At 71.7% G+C, this 17,875-nt stretch carries 18 protein-coding genes; 8 read left to right on the forward strand and 10 right to left on the reverse strand.

From position 1 onward, the window contains the following. The 4 genes from ACGFIQ_RS25950 to ACGFIQ_RS25965 form a co-directional block, all read right to left on the reverse strand. Positions 1 to 1,092, reverse strand: a 1,092-nt coding sequence (locus ACGFIQ_RS25950; protein ID WP_393247808.1) for a non-reducing end alpha-L-arabinofuranosidase family hydrolase, incomplete at its 3' end; no start/stop codon positions are given. Positions 1,093 to 1,254: 162 nt separating this feature from the next. After that, a complete protein-coding gene (locus ACGFIQ_RS25955; RefSeq protein WP_393247810.1) occupies positions 1,255 to 2,994 on the reverse strand; it encodes a multicopper oxidase family protein in 1,740 nt (579 codons plus the stop codon). Continuing rightward, on the reverse strand, positions 2,991 to 3,443 hold the full coding sequence (locus ACGFIQ_RS25960; RefSeq protein ID WP_393247812.1) for a DUF6220 domain-containing protein: 453 nt from the start codon (positions 3,441 to 3,443) through the stop codon (positions 2,991 to 2,993). The genes ACGFIQ_RS25955 and ACGFIQ_RS25960 overlap by 4 nt, the downstream gene beginning before the upstream one ends. 11 nt (positions 3,444 to 3,454) lie before the next feature. Continuing rightward, positions 3,455 to 4,444 (reverse strand): carboxymuconolactone decarboxylase family protein, encoded by a 990-nt coding sequence (locus ACGFIQ_RS25965; protein WP_393247814.1) that lies wholly within the window; start codon positions 4,442 to 4,444, stop codon positions 3,455 to 3,457. Positions 4,445 to 4,587: 143 nt separating this feature from the next. Here ACGFIQ_RS25965 and ACGFIQ_RS25970 point away from each other — a divergent pair, with 143 nt between their 5' ends. The 3 genes from ACGFIQ_RS25970 to ACGFIQ_RS25980 all read left to right on the forward strand — a co-directional run bounded on the left by ACGFIQ_RS25970 (position 4,588) and on the right by ACGFIQ_RS25980 (position 7,243). Continuing rightward, entirely contained in the window at positions 4,588 to 5,772 is a 1,185-nt protein-coding gene (locus tag ACGFIQ_RS25970; RefSeq protein WP_393247816.1) for a sensor histidine kinase, read from the forward strand. After that, positions 5,769 to 6,431 carry a response regulator gene (locus tag ACGFIQ_RS25975; RefSeq protein ID WP_393247819.1) on the forward strand — a complete coding sequence of 221 codons (663 nt, stop codon included), beginning with the start codon at positions 5,769 to 5,771 and terminating at the stop codon, positions 6,429 to 6,431. The genes ACGFIQ_RS25970 and ACGFIQ_RS25975 overlap by 4 nt, the downstream gene beginning before the upstream one ends. A 98-nt stretch (positions 6,432 to 6,529) precedes the next feature. After that, positions 6,530 to 7,243: a hypothetical protein gene (locus tag ACGFIQ_RS25980; protein WP_393247821.1), complete on the forward strand. Its 714-nt coding sequence runs from the start codon at positions 6,530 to 6,532 to the stop codon at positions 7,241 to 7,243. Between the two features lie 125 nt (positions 7,244 to 7,368). Here the strand turns inward: ACGFIQ_RS25980 and ACGFIQ_RS25985 are convergent, their stop codons facing one another. The 5 genes from ACGFIQ_RS25985 to ACGFIQ_RS26005 form a co-directional block, all read right to left on the reverse strand. Further along, positions 7,369 to 11,142: a S8 family serine peptidase gene (locus ACGFIQ_RS25985; RefSeq protein WP_393247823.1), complete on the reverse strand. Its 3,774-nt coding sequence runs from the start codon at positions 11,140 to 11,142 to the stop codon at positions 7,369 to 7,371. Next, complete coding sequence (locus tag ACGFIQ_RS25990; protein WP_393247825.1) at positions 11,139 to 12,338, reverse strand: CU044_5270 family protein; 1,200 nt, start codon at positions 12,336 to 12,338, stop codon at positions 11,139 to 11,141. Before ACGFIQ_RS25990 ends, ACGFIQ_RS25985 begins: the two co-directional genes overlap by 4 nt. Then, the gene (locus tag ACGFIQ_RS25995; protein ID WP_393247827.1) at positions 12,338 to 13,024 is read right to left on the reverse strand and encodes an RNA polymerase sigma factor; all 687 of its coding nucleotides are present in this window, start codon (positions 13,022 to 13,024) and stop codon (positions 12,338 to 12,340) included. The genes ACGFIQ_RS25990 and ACGFIQ_RS25995 overlap by 1 nt, the downstream gene beginning before the upstream one ends. A gap of 340 nt (positions 13,025 to 13,364) precedes the next feature. Then, positions 13,365 to 13,496, reverse strand: a complete 132-nt coding sequence (locus ACGFIQ_RS26000; protein ID WP_393247829.1) for a hypothetical protein — start codon at positions 13,494 to 13,496, stop codon at positions 13,365 to 13,367. Continuing rightward, positions 13,484 to 13,702, reverse strand: coding sequence for a hypothetical protein (locus ACGFIQ_RS26005; RefSeq protein WP_393247831.1), 219 nt, complete (start codon positions 13,700 to 13,702; stop codon positions 13,484 to 13,486). Before ACGFIQ_RS26005 ends, ACGFIQ_RS26000 begins: the two co-directional genes overlap by 13 nt. Before the next feature lie 324 nt (positions 13,703 to 14,026). Here ACGFIQ_RS26005 and ACGFIQ_RS26010 point away from each other — a divergent pair, with 324 nt between their 5' ends. The 3 genes from ACGFIQ_RS26010 to ACGFIQ_RS26020 all read left to right on the forward strand — a co-directional run bounded on the left by ACGFIQ_RS26010 (position 14,027) and on the right by ACGFIQ_RS26020 (position 15,575). Then, positions 14,027 to 14,866: a helix-turn-helix domain-containing protein gene (locus ACGFIQ_RS26010; protein ID WP_393247833.1), complete on the forward strand. Its 840-nt coding sequence runs from the start codon at positions 14,027 to 14,029 to the stop codon at positions 14,864 to 14,866. After that, the gene (locus tag ACGFIQ_RS26015; protein ID WP_393247835.1) at positions 14,863 to 15,042 is read left to right on the forward strand and encodes a DUF397 domain-containing protein; all 180 of its coding nucleotides are present in this window, start codon (positions 14,863 to 14,865) and stop codon (positions 15,040 to 15,042) included. The genes ACGFIQ_RS26010 and ACGFIQ_RS26015 overlap by 4 nt, the downstream gene beginning before the upstream one ends. 347 nt (positions 15,043 to 15,389) lie before the next feature. Beyond that, positions 15,390 to 15,575 (forward strand): DUF397 domain-containing protein, encoded by a 186-nt coding sequence (locus ACGFIQ_RS26020; protein ID WP_393247837.1) that lies wholly within the window; start codon positions 15,390 to 15,392, stop codon positions 15,573 to 15,575. A gap of 127 nt (positions 15,576 to 15,702) precedes the next feature. Here ACGFIQ_RS26020 and ACGFIQ_RS26025 read toward each other — a convergent pair whose 3' ends face one another. Continuing rightward, the gene (locus ACGFIQ_RS26025; protein WP_393247839.1) at positions 15,703 to 16,470 is read right to left on the reverse strand and encodes a class I SAM-dependent methyltransferase; all 768 of its coding nucleotides are present in this window, start codon (positions 16,468 to 16,470) and stop codon (positions 15,703 to 15,705) included. Positions 16,471 to 16,587: 117 nt separating this feature from the next. On the opposite strand from ACGFIQ_RS26025, the gene ACGFIQ_RS26030 reads away from it, so the two are divergent. Beyond that, positions 16,588 to 17,406, forward strand: a complete 819-nt coding sequence (locus ACGFIQ_RS26030; RefSeq protein ID WP_393247841.1) for an MOSC domain-containing protein — start codon at positions 16,588 to 16,590, stop codon at positions 17,404 to 17,406. Between the two features lie 99 nt (positions 17,407 to 17,505). Continuing rightward, a partial coding sequence (locus ACGFIQ_RS26035) for an FGGY family carbohydrate kinase (protein WP_393248153.1) occupies positions 17,506 to 17,875 on the forward strand: 370 nt, incomplete at its 3' end.

Consider the following 17,875-nt stretch of genomic DNA (forward strand, 5'->3'; position numbering starts at 1 on the left):
CTGCGGAGCCTCGAACAGGTTGTTCTGCGTGTCGCTCATGATGGTCGTGTAGCTGCTGCCGAAGTTGCCGGGGAAGTTCCCGATCGGCATGCTGGCCCGGTAGATCTTGCCGTTGTCACCGGCGAAGAACAGGTACATGTTGGTGTCGTCGGCGATGAGCGCCTGGTCGATCGGGCCGGTGCCGGAGCCGGTGATGCTGCCGGTGAACAGCGTCTGCGGGGCCGACCAGCCGTTCGGGTTGGTCGGGTTGGTCGAGGTCCGGTAGGAGAACGCCGGGCCACCCCACTGGTAGGCGAGCACCCAGATGTTCTTCGGCGCGAAGTAGAACAACGACGGCGCCACCGTCCCCGAACTCATCCCGGTCTGGGTGGCCGAGGCCATCTGCGACCAGTTCGAGAACAGACTGAAGTTCATCGAACCCCACCTGTCGCCGAAGTCGTGCGTGGTGGCGTAGACGAGCTGCTGACCGTTGTAGGGCGCGACGGTGAAGTCCTTCAGCGACACCCAGCCCGACTTCGGATTCGCCAACACGCCCGTCGATGACCAGCGGTACGTCGAGGGAAGATCGCAGGGGGTCGGCGGCGGGCTGGTCGGGGGCGGGTCCGTCGGGGGCGGGCTCGTCGGCGGCGGGTCCGTCGGGGGCGGGCTGGTCGGCGGCGGGCTCGTCGGCGTCGTGCCGTCACCGCACGTCACGCCGTTCAGAGCGAAGCTCGTCGGCGCGGGGTTGCTGCCCGTCCACGATCCGTTGAAACCGAACGACACGGTGGCGTTGGTGCCGATCGAGCCGTTGTAGCTCACGTTCTTCGCGGTAACCGCGGAGCCGCTCTGCGTCAGCGACGTGTTCCACGCCTGCGTGACCGTCTGCCCGGCCCCGTACGACCACGTCAACGTCCAACTGGTCACCGGATCACCCAGGTTGGTGATCGACACGTTGGCGCCGAAGCCGCCCTGCCACTGCGACGAGACGGCATAGTTCACCGAACAGCCCGCCGCTGCGGCGCCGGCCGGCAGCGCCGCGACAACCGACGCCGACACGAGTAGGGCAACGCCGGCCGACGCCAGACCGACATTGGTGTATCTGGATCTGGTCATAGAACACCCTCCTGAGGGGACGGCGGCCCGCACATTGGCGGTGGTCGCTGGCTCGGTGGCTTTTGTGAGCGTTAACAGGCCGCGACAGGTATGTTACGGGAGCGCTCCCATACCCTCAACCTCGAAGTGGCGGGTTTCGATTTCCGGTGCCGGCAGGGCGGGTCACGAGTACATCAGGTGCATTGTCATGCCGGCGTCGGCGTGCGCCAGGTTGTGGCAGTGGTTGGCCCACACCCCCGGGTTGTCGGCCCGGAACGCCACCTCCCACACCTCGCCCGGCCGGACGTCGAACGAGTCCAGCCACAACGGACTGCCGGCCGCCGGCCGCCCGTCGCGCGACAGCACCAGGACGTGGTGGCCGTGCAGGTGCCACGGGTGCACGATCGGCGACCGGTTGACGATCGTGAACCTGACGACGTCACCGAGGCGGACGACCTGCGGCGGGATGTCCGGGTCGGCCGCGCCGTTGACGGTGTGCGCGTAGCGGGGAAGCAGGTCGTGCAGGTCGAGGCCACGATCGAGGACGAGGGTGAAGCTCCGGTCGAACCGGGACCACGGCACGGTGGCGGCGGTGCCGTAGTCGAGCGGATCCAGCACCGGCCAGTCCCCCGTCGCCACCGACACCGGCCCGGTCGAGTAGACCGCCCGCCCGTCGACGAACAACGCCACAGGCGTGGCTGGCGCGTCGAAGACCAGGTCGTAACGCCCCCCGGCCGGGATCAGCACTGCGGTGTCCACGAGCGACGTCGGGCCCCGCAGGTCGGAGCCGTCGATCGCGGCGACCCGGAACGCCGTCCCGGCCAGGGCGTAGCGGTGCGTCGTGCTGTCGGTGTTGACCAGCCGCAGCCGTACCGGCACGCCCGCTTGGACCGGCTCCACTCGTGGTGCGGGCAGCGGAAGGCCGGAGAGGGTGTGCACCGGCACGGTGACGTCGAGGCCGGCCATCGGCCCCGGGCGGACCACCAGGACTCCGTAGAGGCCCATCCGCACGCCGACGTCGGAGACCGAATGCGTGTGGTACCAGTACGTCCCGGCCTGGTCGGCGCGGAACCGGTAGACGAACTCCTGGCCGGGCCGCACCGCCGCCTGGGTCACGCCCGGCACCCCGTCCTGGCTGTTCGGCACGTCGTACCCGTGCCAGTGCAGCGTGACGCCGCGCCCGATGTCCCGGTTGCGTAGCGTCACCTCCACCACGTCGCCGACGGTGGCGGTCAGCTCCGGCCCGGGTACCTGGGCGTTGAACGCCCACGCAGCGACGTCCCGACCACTCGCGCGCACCGTGGCGGTCCCGGCCGTGAGGGTGAACCGCCGAGTCGGTTCGTCGCTGGTCCGCGCGTCCCGAAAACCATGGTCATGGGGTACGGCCGGCGTGGCGTCCCGGCCGACGGTCAGCCCGACTCCGGTCACCAGCGCGCCGACCGCCACCACGAGGGCCACCCGGGACAGCAGCCGGGACGGGCGCACACCCAGAGCGCGCCAGGACACGGCCGTCGCCGTGACGGCCCCGGCGACCGCGAGCAGTCCCGCGCCCACCGACGCCGGGTAGCCGTGCAGGACCGTCACGAGCAGGGCGCCACTCGTGGCGTACCCGGCGAAGAGGAGCGCAGGCGCGACGGACCGGATGTCGCCCGGGACCGCTCGCAATCGCGGCCCGGCCGCGGCCACCGCCGCGAGCGACAGGGGGGCGGCCACGAGGACCTTCTCCGCCGCGAACCACCAACCGGCGCGGGCGAGCGCCGTGATGGTGATCGCGCGGGCGAGCGTGGCGAGCAGCGCGACGGCCGCCAGCGCCAGCGCGAGCGGGCGGCGCCGGACGGCCGCCGCGGCGCCGCCACCCAGCCAACCGGCGGCCGCGAGGACCGCGATCACGAGGTCGACCACGAGCAGCGAGCCGGTGGTCATGCCGGCTCCCCGCTGCGTACGACGTCGCCGGTGGAGTCGGCCGGCTGCGGGCCGGTCAGCTTCCGTGCCCCCTGCAGGACCGCGACCACGACGTGCACGGCGATGATCCCGTTGAGGGCGTGCAGCCCACCGATGATCGGGCCGAGCGGGGTGCTGACGCCCGCCGCGTCGGTGGCCGCGTTGGCAAGCATGGCGAGGAGCGCCTGCAGGACGACGAGACCGATCGGCAGGAGCGCCAACCCGATGAGCCGGCCCGGCGCCCTGGCCAGTGCCGCGCACAGCGCGGTGAGCAGGGTGAGGACCGGGATGACCGCCATGCCGTTGACGCTGTGCAGGGCGTACGAGTCGTCGCCCACGGGTTTCGTGAACCCGCCCACGGCGGCGAAGACGAACTGCAGGACGAACGCGACGAGCAACAGGGCGCTGGTGCCGACGAATGCCTTACGCATGGTGGTCTCTCCTAGAGGTGCGCCGAGGTCAGTGCCTGGGCGATGTGCTCGGTGGCCGTGATCGCCCCGTACGCGACAAGCCGCACGAGGTCGGCGTCGGCGGGGTGGGAGAGCCGCCAGAGAGCGACGTCACCGACGCTTATCGCGCTGGGCGCGAATGCCGCCAGCAGGGCGATCCTCGTGCCGACGCGATCGGCGCCCGGCACGTCCCGGACCAGGTCGACGGCCCAGTCCGCGGGCCGGGCCGGAAACCGCCCGTCCTCCCACCGCACGGTGGCCGTGACGGTCTGGCGCGCCACGTCGCCCAGGAGGTCCCCGCCCCGCGTGGCGGCGTCCGTCAGGGCCGCGTAGGCGACACCGACCGGGCTGTCCCCCGCCCAACCGGGTGCGACCGTCGTGCCCGCGTCCAGAAGCGCGAGGCTCCGGCCGGGTTCCTTCGATTCCCGGGCCGTCTTCGCGGAGAGCCGGCCGCCGACCAAACGCACCAGTGGGAAGCGTTGCAGGCCGCCGGGGAGCAGATCGGGGTCGAGCAGCGCGGACACGATCCGGTTGATGAAATGGAAGGCGAGCAGGGTGCCGGTGACCTCCGGGCGGTACGGGCTGGCCCAGGCGGACGCGGTGGGGTTACGGCTCGCCTGCGCCCAACCGACGAGCGCGGCGTACCCCGGCTGCGGTGGTGTCCCGTCCCGGACGATGGCCTCGGCCAACTTCGGCTGGCCCAGCGCGTGCAGCAGCATCGCGTGCGAGTCGACGCAGAACTGACAGCGGTTGGCCCGGGACACCGCCGCCGCGACGAGTTCGCGCTCGACCCGGGACGCGTCGCCGGCGAGCAGCGCCTCACGCATCAGCGCCCAGGTCGCGGCCAGCACCTCCGGCACGGCCGCGAGCACCTGGAAGGTGGGCAGCGGTCCGAGGAAGTCGTCCGACATCTGCCGGTAGACCTGCGCGGTCCGGCCGGTCGCGGCCGACGCTCTCACTGGGGTGGTGAAGCGGTATGTCATGGGCTCGATGCTCGTCCCGGCGAGCTGGGAAAACGTCGTGCCGTCGCAGGCACTTGGCCGGTCAGCGCTACCGCGTCCGCGGTACGTCCGGCTACCGCGATCGGTGGATGCCGCAGCCGGACAACCCGTTCTACAGTTCGGCAATGCGTCGCGACCTGCCGTACGCCCTCGGTGGCCTGGTCCTCGGCGGCCTCCTGCTCGGCAACGCCGCGCTCACCCCGGACGCCGCCACGGTCGGTGCGCTCGACGTCGCCCTGGTCGCCGCCATGGCAGTCGCCGTGGCGGCGTGCCGGCGGTACCCGGTGGTGGCGCTGGGCGTGGTCACCGTCGCCATGCTGGCCGTCCACATCCGGGTTCGCCCGGGGGTTTCCGCCGCGTTCCCCGTGCTCGGCGCGGTGTACATCGCCGGCTGGCGGGGGCACCGAGTGGCCGCCGCCACCGCCAGTCTCGCCTTCCTCGGTGGGTTCCTCGCCCGGGACATCTGGTCGAGACCGGCCACCGGGCCCGCCCGGCTGATCGTCGATTGGACGGCCCTGATGCTTGGCTGGTTCGTGGCGGCCAACATCGCGGGGCTCGTGGCGCGGCAGCGCCGGGCGTACCTGGAACAGGTCGAGCAGCGGGCGATCGAGGCCGAACGCACCCGCGAGGAGATGGCGCTGCGGCGCGCCGGGGAGGAACGTCTGCGCATCGCCCGCGACCTGCACGACTCCCTGACCCACAGCATCTCGGTGATCAAGGTGCAGGCCGGGATCGCGGTGCACCTCGCCCGCAAACACGGCGAGCAGCCGTCGGCCACCCTGCTGGCGATCCAGGAGGCCAGCAGCGCCGCGATGCGGGAGCTGCGCACCACGCTCGACGTCCTGCGCGCCCCGGAAGACGCTGAGCGCGTCGGGCTGGCCCGGGTGGACGAGCTGGCCGAACGGACCCGGGCGGTCGGCGTACCCGTGCGGGTGACCGTCACCGGGCAGCCCCGCGAGCTACCCGACGAGGTCGACCAGGCCGCCTACCGGGTCATCCAGGAGGCCCTGACCAACGTGGCCCGCCACGCCGGCCCCGCCACGGCGCACATCCACGTCGAGTACGCCCCGGCGCAGCTCACCGTCTCGGTCACCGACGACGGCCAGGCGTCACCGGCGCACCCGGTGACACCGGGTGTGGGCCTGCGCGGCATGCGGGAACGGGTGACCGGGCTCGGCGGCACCCTGCGGGCCGCCGCCAACGACGACAACGGATTCACGGTACGGGCCGAGTTCCCGGTGGGCGGCCCCGACAGGACCGCGCCCTCACGTGCGGTTCAGCCAGCTCAGCGCGTCGCGGGGTCTCAATGATCCGGGTTCTGCTCACCGACGACCAGGCCCTGATGCGAGCCGGATTCCGGGCCCTGCTCGACGCCGAGGACGATCTGGAGGTCGTGGGCGAGGCCGCCGACGGGGCCAGCGCCGTCCACCTGTCGCGACGCCTGCGCCCGGACGTGGTGCTGATGGACGTGCAGATGCCGGGGCTCGACGGCATCGAAGCCACCCGCCGCATCGCCGCCGACCCCGACCTCACCGCGATCCACATCCTCATCGTCACCAACTACGGGCTCGACTCGTACGTCTTCGCCGCCCTCCGCGCCGGTGCCAGCGGTTTCCTGCTCAAGGACGCGGACCCCGCCGACCTGCTCCAGGCCATCGCCGTCGTGGCTCGCGGCGACGCACTGCTCGCACCGGCCGTGACGCGGACGCTCATCAGCGAGTTCGTGTCCGGCCCACCGCCGGCCGAGCCGACGGCCGGGCGTGACGTGCTGACCGCCCGCGAGCAGGAGATCGTCGAGCTGGTCGCGGGCGGGCTGAGCAACGACGAGATCGCCGCACGCATGGTGATCAGTCCGTTGACCGCCAAGACACATGTGAATCGGGCGATGGCGAAGCTGCACTGCCGTGACCGCGCCCAACTTGTCGTGTGGGCGTACGAGTCGGGACTCGTCACGCCCCGCCGTCGATGATCGTCAACGCGGTCCGAGGGCACCCGAAGGCACACGGGGTGGGGCCGACGCACTAACATTGCCGCCGTCCGACGACGGCTCTGCTGAAACGAGGCGACATGCGTTGGCTCCGGCGGTTGCTGGGCGGTAGGCGGGTCCAGCTCGATCCGGGACGCCAGCAGGCGCTGCTGCACGACGTGCAGACCCGGTACGGCCCCCACGCGCGGATCCGGTTCACCGAGCAGGTCGAGGCGCTCACCACGACGCTGGACAGCGACGACGGCCTGGTGGTGGCGGCTCAGATCGTGGGTCGGGTCGCCGACGAGGCCCACGTGGACCTGCAGTCCCAGGCACAGGAGATCCACCGGCGGACGGGCCGGCGGCTGCTGGTGCACCGCCGCAACTACCGGCCGCTGTGGCGGGAGGCCGGTCCCGCACTGCGCTGGCCGCTGTTCGCGCTGCCGTCCGGCTTCCACCCGTACGCGCAGGTGGCCGCCGCTGTCACGGTGGTCGGCAGCCGGGCACCCCGGCTCGACCGGGTGACCGACCCGAACCCGCTGCTGACCCGCGTGTTCGAGGTGCTCGACCTGACCACCGCCGGCTGGGAGTACGGCCGGGTGCGGGTGGACACCGACGCCGCCGCCCTGGCCGATCGACTGATCTCCAGTGCCGGGCAGGTCCTCGCGGCCATGGACGACCCGCCGCGACTGCCGCCCGCCGTCCGGGAGCTGATGCGCCGCAACAACACTGTCGCCGTGCACGATCCGGCCGGCCCACGGGCGGTCGGGGGCATCAATCTGGGCGCGCGGATGCGGGAGGAGTTCCTGGTCTGAGTGCCCCGGACGTTACGTGACCCGCCAGCGAGTCCGTATGGCGCCGCACGGCCCGTTGCCCACGCCCGGGGTATCGGACCGGAGGCGGTGGGGACTCCGCACCGACGGAATCCCCACCCACCCCGTTAGCCGCCGACCCGGTACGCCCGGAGCACCGTCTGCTCCACCGCGTTGCCGTCCGCGTCGGTGGCGTTCGCCCGCAGCGACACGTGACCGGCCCGGCTGTGTGGCACCAGCGCCAGCCAGCCTTCACCGTCCCGGCTGACCGGCACCGCGTGCCAACTCCGGCCGTCGTCGTACGAGGCGGCGACAGTCACCGTCACCACCGGCCGCCCGGTCACCCCGTCCTGCCGGTGCACCGACATCCGCACCGGTCGGCGGTCACCGACCGGCACGGTGTTGCGCAGGTCGACAGGTGCGTCGAGGAGCATGCCCAGCAGCGGCAGTGGCTGCCGGCCCGATCCCCTGGCGGACCGGAAGGTCCACGATCCGCTGACCGTCGTGCTCGACCGCCAGGTCGGCGAGTGGTGCGTCGCCGAGGCGGTGAGCCGGTACGTCGCTGCTCCGGCTGGTACGGCGAACTGCCCCCGCCCGGGCTCGGCGACGGTGCCGAGAAGCTGCCCGTTCCGGTACAGGCTGGTGCTGCCCGTGGTGCCGTCATCGAACTCGTCGGTGCGTCTCGGATGGCCGCTGGAGTCGGTGAACATCGGCAACGCCACGTCGAACACGTCCCCCTGTCGGCTCACCCACGGCTTGCCGGCGTTGTCCACGGTCGGCCCGGTCAACGCCGGCCCCACCACCGCCTTATCCCAGCTGGCCGCCGGGTTGGCCCCCGGCCGCAGCCTCAGCTCCGTCCTCGCCATCGCCGGGGAGATGTTGTTTCCGAGTGAGATCCGCCAGCTGCCCGGCGTGTAGTACTCGGTTCGTCGCAGTGGCGCGAACACCGGGCTCGACGCAAACAACCCGTAGTGGTCATCGCCGAGCCGGAGACTCGCGCGGAGCTGCCGTACCCCCTCGCCCGCGTCGTGGTAGCTGGTCGGGACGGCGGCCAGTTCCCCGGTCGTCGGCCGGTACGCCAGGTCCGCCGGGATCCCGCCCCGAACCTGGTAGCCAAGCTGGTAGCGGTATGGACTGACCGGCTTTCCGGTCACGGTCGCGGTGAGTGTCCCCGCACCGGCGAGTTCGACGAACCGGTCGAGCCCCGGGTATCCGGGTCCCGAAGTGATGGTCGGCAGGGCGAGTGGCTCGCCCTCCCAACCGAACTGCCCGGTCGCCAGCAACACCATCCGGGCGCCCCGCTGCTGCAGCTGGCGTACCACCGGGGCCAGCGCGAACGGTTCCGCCTCGTCATCGGACGAGGTGAGCACGGCGAGCGCGTCTGCCACGTCCACGTCGGGCAGTTCGCCGGTCGGACCGACCACGAGCCGGACGACCGGAAGTCGCGCGGTCCCCTCGAAGGGTGGTGTCGGGCCGGGCTTCCAGAGCCAGCCGACCCGAACCGGGAACTGTTCCGGTGCGGTCGCCGACAGTTGCAGCATCGGCCGTTCCAGAACCGCCCTGTCGGTGAGGCTGAACTCCTCCGCGCTCACCCCGGGTGCGCTGCCCACCAGCACCTCACCGAAGCCCGGTTCGAAGATATTCGCCATGCTGGTGTTGGTCGGGTCGCCGGACCACCGCCCGCCGATGACGATCTCCCGCAGCCCCTCGGTCGCCGCCGGCTGGTCGGCCACGCCCAGCGGTGCCGCCCGGGCCCACCGGGCGTCCAGGGTCACCGTGGTGTCGTCGGAAAGCGTCAGACCCGGATAGCCGAGTACGGCGGTCCGGAGCCCGCCGTTCGGCGGTGGCGGCAGAGCGACGCTGGACAGCAGGGCGTACCGCCCGGCGGGCACCGACACCGAACCCGATCCCCACACGAAGTCCCGGAAACCGGCGTTCTGGGCGTCGATGCCGACCACCATCGTGGTGCCGCTGTCGCTGGGCCGGCCCTGCTGGTCCAGCAGTCGGACGGTGACCTCGTGCGTCTCGGCGGCCTGCCGTACCCCGACGGGGGTGCGGACGCTTGTCGCACCGGCGGTGGCGACCACGACCCCGCCGTACGTCCCGGCCCGCTGCCGCCCGGCGATCCGCACCGGGACGGAGGCACTGCCCCGGGCCGGCACGGTGAGGGTCGTCGCGCCGAGCGTCGCCAGCTGCGGCGGGGCCGGCTGCCCGGCGGTGTCGGCCAGGCTCAGCGCCAGCCGCAGCGTGACAGGCGTCGACCCGTCGTTGCGGTAGGTCAGTTCCCGGGTGCCGCCCGGCGCGCCCCAGGGCAGCGCCATGGCGAGGGACGCCACCTCGGCCCGCACCGGCTGGGTGACGGCCCGGGCCACGTCGATCCGGCCGGCGCCGACGTCGAAGACCCGGGACTCCCGGGCCGGCGCGGCGGCGCCGACCAGGGCCGCCTTGAGCTGCGCACCGGTCCACTCGGGGTGCCGCTGCGCGAGGATCGCCGCCGCCCCGGCAACGTGCGGTGCGGCCATCGAGGTGCCGGAGAGTGGCACGTGGTCGGGGTCACCGGCGATCCCCGGGTACGCCCCGGTCGCCCGGGCGGCCAGGATCGCCTCCCCCGGCGCGGCCAGCTCGGGTTTCGGTGCCCCGTCCCCGACCCGGGGTCCCCGGCTGGAGAACTCGCTGATCCGATCGGCGAAGTCCACACTGGAGACCGCGAGCGCGGCGTCGGCGCTGGCCGGAGCCGACACCGGCGCGTACGCCCCCCTGTTTCCGGCGGCGGCCACGAAGAGGGTGCCGTGTTCCGCGCTGAGCCGGTCGACCGCCTGGCTGACCGGGTCGGTGCCATCGCTCGGGGCGCCGCCGAGGCTCAGGTTCACCACCTTCGCACCGGCCTTCGTGGCCGCCCATTCCATGCCGGCGAGGATCCACTCCTCGGATCCATCGCCGGAGTCGTCGAGGACCTTGCCCACCGCCAGCTTCGCGTCCGGGGCGACACCGCGATGCCGACCGGCCGCCCCCGAGCCCCCGACGGTCGCCGCCACGTGGGTGCCGTGGCCGAACCGGTCCTCGACGCTCCCCGTCCCGGTGAAGTCCTGCGCCGCCGACACCCGACCAGCCAGGTCCGGATGGTCGGTGTCGTATCCGGAGTCGAGGACCGCGACAGTGACACCCCTGCCGGTGTAGCCCGCCTGCCACGCCGTGGGTGCGCCGATCTGCGGCACGCTCCGATGCAGGCTCGCCCGGTAACGGGCGTTCAACCACACCTTCCGGACGCCGCCGCGGATGCTCCGGGCCGCCGGGTTCGCCTGGCGGACCAGGTCCGCCCAGAACCGGGCCCCCGTCGCCTTCGGCTGGTCGTTCGCGGTCAGGTTCAACCCGGGCAGCACCCGGCGGGCCCTCGTTCCCGCCAACGGGACCGCCCGCCGGGCCTGGCCGGGGTCGGCGTACTGGACCAGCAACGGCAGCACCGGACTGGCGCTGTCGTCGTACCCCTGGGCCAACAGGCCGGTGACGTCGAACAGCCGCTCGTCGAGCAGGTCCGCCCGCAGCAGGGGTACGGCGTCGGTGGGGACCACGTACCAGGCGCCGTCACGCTGGTAGCGGGCGTACGAGACGGCCCGGACCGGGGCGGCCCCGTCCCGCCCGGCAGCCGGCGCAACCGAGGGTTGGCCCTCCGGATCCAGCCGGACCACGTCCCCGGTTATCAGCGTCACAGTGCCGGCGGTCCTCGGCACGCCCCGCCCGGCACCGGCCGTCGCGCCGTCGCCGACTGCCCGCGTCGATCCGGCGGAAGGGGCACCGGCCGCCGCGTACGACGGCACAACCGTGAGGAGCGACGTCACGGACAGTGCGACGGCTAGTAGTCGCCGTCCACCGCCGACCCGGAACCAGCTCTTCCCGGCGGTCATCGGACCTCACCGACCCGGTCGACGATGGTGAACGTGGGCACCTGTACTGCCACCACGGTCCCGGCCGGGATGCCGCGCTCCGTCCGGATCTGCACCGAACGGAAGCCGAGCAGTTCACGCCCCGCGGTGTCGAAGACCAGTTCCTCCCGCTGGGCATCGTTCCCGGTCGACTCACCGTCGCGGCCGATCGCGACACCCTGCCGACCAGCCAGTTCGACCCGGCCCTCGACCCGTTCGACTCCGGGAATCAGTGCGACCGCCTGGTAGAGGGCCGCCCGAACGTCGGGAGGCACGATCGGGGCGACCTCCCGAAGCAGGTCCAGGACCCTGGTGAAGGCCTGTCCGTCGGGAGAGTGCTTGTTCTGGTCGCCGACCGCCTCCCGCAGGGTGGCCAGTAGCCGGGCCGGATCGGTCGGCAGGCTCGCCAGGTACGCCGGCGTCGGCCGGTACACGTCGCCCGGGTCCCGGACCGCCGGGCAGCTCGCACAGTCGGCGGGCGGCTGGTAGTCGGGCGCCGGCCCGTACTCCTCGACCTCCGGCGGTGCGGTCAGGTCGTACCCGAGTTCGCGGGCGAGCTTGGCGTCGGCCGGAGTCAGCGGGGTACGGCTGACCCCCTCGGTGATGCGCATCCGCGCCGTCCGCAGGCCCTCCACGGTGTACCACATCTCGTGCCGGCGAGCCACCCAGACCCTGGCCAGCGGCCCGGCACCGTCGATATCGCCGATCAGCGACAGGGACCGTTCCGCGCCCACCCGGTAGATGAACTGCCCTGGCCGGGCCTCGACGGCCCGGTCGAGCCGGGCGTTCGCGGCGACCAGCCGCAGCACCGTCCCGGCGTCGTCGCCGTCGCCGATCGGGACCATGGCGGGGAGGCTGCCCGCCCCACCCCGGTCCGGGCCGCCGGGAACCGTCGCCGGCCCGAGGATCGCCGGCACGACAAGCGCCGCGGCAACCGCAGCCGAGATGCCGAGCCCGCCGAGCGACACGTGCCACCACCGGGCGCCGAGCCGGCCGCTGCGGCCCGCCGGCCGGGTACGCACCGCTGCGCCACGGCGACGCCACGGCGACGCCACGGTGCCCGCCGCGGATTCGGCCCGAGCCTGCACGAGCAGGGCCGCCCGGGCCCGCGCCGTCGCCTCGGCGGACGGTGCCGGAGCCTTCCCCAGTACGTCGCGAATCATCCGCACGTCGTCCATCACAGGTCCCCCAGGTCTCGATCGTGGCCGCTCGGATCGGTGTCGCCAAGTGCCTCGCGCACCTTGCGACGCGCCCGGCTGAGCCGGGAACAGACCGTGCCGTACGGAATTTCCAGGGCTGCCGCGACCTCGTGATAGGTGAGTTCGCCGAGCGCGACGAGCAGGAGTACGTCCCGGTCCCGGGCCGAGAGTGAGGCCAGTGCCCTGGCCAGATCGCGGTGCACGCTCTGCGCACTGACCATGGCGGCTATCCGCTCGTCGTGACCGACGACGGACTGGTCCTGCGGTGCCCGGGCCATTGCCCGGTAGCGCCGCCGCTCGCTACGCCGCTGGCGGCGGACGAGGTTCGTGGCGATGCCGTACAGCCACGCCCGGACGTGCCCGCCCGGTGCGCGCTCGGCCGGGGCACCGTCGTCGGCGGGGTCTCCCGCATCGAACCGGGTCCGTTTGGCGAAGGCGATCAGGAAGGTCTCCGCCGCCAGGTCGTCGGCGGCGGCCGGGCCGAGCCGGTTCGCGGCGAACCGGTGGATCTCCGGGTAGTACCTGTCGAAGAGCAGCGCGAACCTCTCCGGCTCGGCGCGCGACAGCCTGATCAGGACGACGTCGGCCACCGCGCCGAGGTCGTCGGGCTGGTCGGTGCCGGCCCGGGAGCCGGGAGCGACCGCACACACGGGTGGCCCGGTCACGAGAGGGTTCCGGTCATAGGATTGTCCTCCAGGGAGCGTCATGCGTCTGACACCCCTCTACGCCCGATGACAGCGATCCCCTTCACGCCCGGCGACGGCTATCCGGAGTCCATGGTGCAACCCCGCCACCTGGCGCACCGCCCGCGCCCCGTTCCCCGCTTCCCTCATGGACGTCGTGCGCGGCCAAGGCCGGTTGCGAACCGGCACGCTCTCAGGCCATCGCGCGCGAACTGGGCTGCCCCGGCTGCACGCGCCGTTGGATGCACAACCCGGCCCGCAGGACGTACAGCTCGCGCTTGGCCGTGGCCAGCCCCTTCGCGTCGAGTACGTACGCGGTGATCTAGATCCAGTCGTTGTACGGGTCGGTCTCGCCGATCGACACCAGCCGGAGCATCAGGGCCCGGTCCCCCGAGAACTGCACCGAGCAGGCGCCCCCGACCAGCACGACGTCTCCCGGCTTCACGGCAGCCACCCGAGGAACCTGCGGTACACGGTGTCGGCGGGAGCCCAGGACATGTCCTGCATGGCTGCGCTGAGGTGCGACCCCAGGTAGCCGGCCAGTGCGACCGGCGACGTGGCGTACTCATCCAGCAACTCCCCTCGGCGCGTGGCGCACGGCCAGGGCCGGGCGCACGCCTCGCACAGCCACAGCGGCAGGACCGGCCCGTGTGCGGTCATCGGCTCTCATCCGGCCAGTGACCCCGGTTGATCGGGATCCGGTGTCTGGCCCGGCACGGCAGCTCGCTCCCGCACCTGCAGACGTTGCGCCACTTGATCCACGACCACACCGGCCGATGCCTGCGAGCCAGGGTCATCGCTACCGCCAGTAGGTACTCCTTGTAGCTCACATGCTGGGACATGTACGCTCCCTCGCGTTTGCGCGGCGTGCATCACACCAGCCATTTTGCGTGCGCAGATTGGCGGGGTCAACAACCTGTAGCCATTTGCGACACGCGGCGTATGGACGAGCTAACGCGAGGGGGCCGAGGCAAGATGGCGCTTATGGAGAGCCCGACGTTCCTGAGGTTCCAGCTCGGCGCACAGCTCAAGCGAGCACGCGAGGAAGCAGGCGTGACGGTCGAGCAATCCGCCGACCTGATCGAGGTGTCACCGAGCACCCTGCGCCGGATCGAGCAGGGCCGGGTCGGGCTCAAAGGACCAGCCCTGAATGCGTTGCTGGATCGCTACGGCGTGACCGATGCCGAGCTGCGGGAGACGTTGCTGTCCATGGCTCGCAGCGGCAAGCAGCGCGGCTGGTGGGCGAAGTACGGCGACCTGCCGAACTCCTACCGCCAGTACATCGGCCTGGAATCCGCAGCATCCGAGATCCACAACTTCGAAACGCTTGTGGTGCCCGGCCTGCTCCAGACCGCCGAGTACGCCCGAGCGATCATCGGCGCCGACGCCTCGCAACCGACGCCGGATGGGGTGGCCCAGCGAGTCGCCGCACGCACGGAACGACAGAAGCTACTGAGTGATGGTCAACTGAAGCTCGTTGCGGTCATCGACGAGGCGGTACTCCACCGCCAGATCGGTGGACCGGAGGTCATGGCCGAACAGCTCACGATCTTGCTCGAAGCACAGAAGCGCTGGAACGTCACGATCCAGGTCATCCCGTTTCGCGAGGGTGCCTACGCCTCGATGGTGTCCAGCTTCCACATCCTTGGCTTTGCGGAGGGTCCCGGAGTGGTCTACATCGAGGGACTGACCGGTGACCTCTACGCTGAGGGCGAGGACGTCGACAGGTGCGCACGGGTGTTCAGCGACCTACGGGCAGCCGCGCTGTCACCTACGGCGTCGACCACATTGATCAAGAAGCTTCGTGACAAGGAGACACCATGAAGGCGCTCGATAACCAGTGGCGCACCAGCACCCGCAGCGGCGGCAACGGCGCGTGCGTGGAGGCTCGGTACACGGATCACACCGCCCAGGTGCGGGATTCCAAGGACCGGCAGGGACCGGTGCTGTCGTTCACCTCGTCCGCCTGGTCGTCGTTCGTCCACGGGCTCAAGCGCTGATGACTGGCCAGCGCCCCCGTCCACCTGGATGGGGCCGCTGGCTAGGGCCGTTCGGCTGGCCGCAGAGATCATGTAACTGCGCGTCGGGCTACCCGCGCACCCCCGGCGTGTTCAGTACGGGAGTACGGCCGAAACGCGGTTCTGGTAGTCGGCACTTTGACCGCTAACCAGCGAGCAGCACTTGTGAGTGTGGTCAAACCCCGGGTTGAGCCCGGTCGGATAACGGACGCGGGGACAGCCCCAGCCCTCGATCCGCCCGCCTTCCGGCAGGCCTCACGAGCGGCATTGGTGGCAGGCTGTCCACAGAGCGAGTGATAGATCATGGCATCGATAGCAGAGGAACCAGCATGACTACGCTCAACTGGAAGACGAGCACCCGCAGCAACGAGGGAAACTGCGTCGAGGTTGCCACGCCACCCCCGATAGTCATGGTCCGGGACTCCAAGGACCGGCAGGGACCGGTGCTGTCGTTCGGTGCGGGTCAGTGGGCCGGCTTCGTCCGGGGCATCAAGGGCGGCAATTTCAACGTCTGACATCGGTGCCGGGTGAAGCGCTCGGCCTTCCTTCGTCTTCGGCGTTCAGCCGGCCCACGGGCGATCGGCGGGATCAACCTGGGCGCGCGGATGCGGGAGGAGTTCCTGGTCTGGGCGCCCCCGGGCGTTACTGATCGGGGCGTCGACGGGCGAGATGCACGATGATGTCGGCGGAAAGCTCGACCCGCTGGGGCAGGATCTGCTCGATCTGGCTGAGGACCTGCTCCCGCTGCGGGGTCGGCAGCGTGAGGTACGCCGAGATCGTCGACAGATGTCCGACGTAGTCGCGCGCACTCACCGTCAGGCGACGCTTGATCACGGTCTGCTGGACGTCGACGAACCATTCGCAGCGTTGGAGTTCCGTGCCGGGCCACTGCATGGCCTGACCCGGGGGCGTGCCGTCGGGAGACGGGATCTCGTCGCTCGTCAGGAAGGGTGCCCTGGCGGCGCGGACGGCGTCCGCCACCGCCGGGTTGGCCAGCTGGGTTGGTCCGCCGAACGAGGCGAACACGCCGCCTGGTTCCAGCAGCGCGGCCACCCGTGACCACCGACCCTCCGGTGTGGTCCAGTGCAGTGCCGCCGCCGCGTAGACCAGGTCGTATGTCGCGCCCAGCCGGAGGGCTTCGAACGCGGCCCGCACGGTCTCGACGCCGGCTGGCGCGTGCTTGCGCAGCTCGGCGAGCATGGTACCGTCCGGCTCGGTCGCGGTGACCGCGACGCCCGCCCCGGCGAACAGCCGGGTCGCCTTGCCCGTGCCGGCGCCGATCTCCAGGGCCGTTCGAATCGGCCGATTCCCATAGGTCAGCACCAGGTCGACAAGCTCGGCAGGGTAGCCCGGTCGGTACCGTTCGTACTGTTCCGCGACCATCCCGAAGCTCAGTACGCGAGCAGGCATGCCGACGATCCTGTCACCAGTCGCGCCCCGACGTGCGGCGAAATACCAGCGCATGGAGCGGATATTCCTCGCGCCACCCGTCTCCGAGTGGTGACGCGGTGAGGCAGCATGACCGTCATGCAGACGGTTGTCGCGATCCGGCGTTACCCGCTCAAGAGCGCCCGGAGGGAGGCACTCACCGCGGCCGACGTCGAGCAGACCGGTCTGCGCGGCGACCGGACGTGGGCCTGTATCGACCGCGTCGACGGAACGGTCGGCAGCGCCAAACATCCACGACGATGGGGGCGCCTGCTCGACGTCGGCACGAGCATGCGGGACGACGGCCCGGAGACGACCCTGACGCTGCATGTCGACGGCACATCGGTGCCAGCCGGAAACGCGGCGGCAGATGCCGCACTCAGCAAGCACCTGGGCCGCCCGGTGCGGCTGAGCCGCGAGTTGCCGCCCGACGCGAGACTGCACCGGACGTTGCCTGACGACGTAGGCATGGTGCCCGATTGGATGGACGGCGCCCGGCCCGGTCAGGACACCATCACGGCGATCGCGGGCGCGGGGCGGTTGGGCCGGTTCGTCGACTTCGGCGCCGTTCACATCGTGACCACCGGCGCGCTGTCTCTGCTGGGTGAGCGCATGGGAGGTGGCAGTGTGGCCGCTACGCGGTTTCGTCCGAACCTGGTCATCGACGCACCGCGTGACCCGGAACCGGGGCAGGAACTTCGCCTGGGCGATGTCGTGCTCCGGGTGGTCCTGCCCACCCCGAGGTGCATCGTCCCCGGACTCTCCCAGGCCGAACTGCCAGCCGACCTCTCGGTGCTGAGCGCCCTGGCCCGGCACTACCGCATCCCGGTGGCCGGGCTCGGGCGGGCAGCCTGCTTCGGGACCTACGCCGACGTCGTCCAGCCAGGCCGATTCCGAGTCGGGCAGGTCGTTCGCTGACCGAGGCCGCCGTGTTCAACCCTGACCTCTGGCTCGCACGACACGACAACAGTGCGCAACCGCTTGCCCACCCGTCGAACACCGCTCGACCATGTGCTCATGGGGCCGGAGCGTCGTGTCATCCTCGGGGTCGACGTGGGCACCACGACCGTCCGGGTGGGCGCGTTCGCGTTGGACGGCTCCGCCCGGCACGTCCGGACGCGGGCGTACCCGCTGCTCCAACCGCTGCCCGGCTGGCAGGTGCAGGACCCCGACGTGCTGGTGGCGGCCACCCTGGCGGCGGTGTCCGCGTGTGTCGCCGACATCGCCGGGGCGGAGGTCGTGGCCCTCGCGGTCAGCTCCCCCCGGTACGGGGGGGGGGGGGGGGGGGGGGGCCGCCCCGCCCCCCCCCCCCCCCCCCCCCCCCCCCCCCCCCCCCGCGGTTCCGCGGTGAGGCCCGCACCATGGCCACCATCAACCACCCCGGCGT

Origin of the sequence: Micromonospora sp. NPDC048898 (assembly GCF_043198035.1) — a bacterium.
Lineage (GTDB): Bacteria > Actinomycetota > Actinomycetes > Mycobacteriales > Micromonosporaceae > Micromonospora.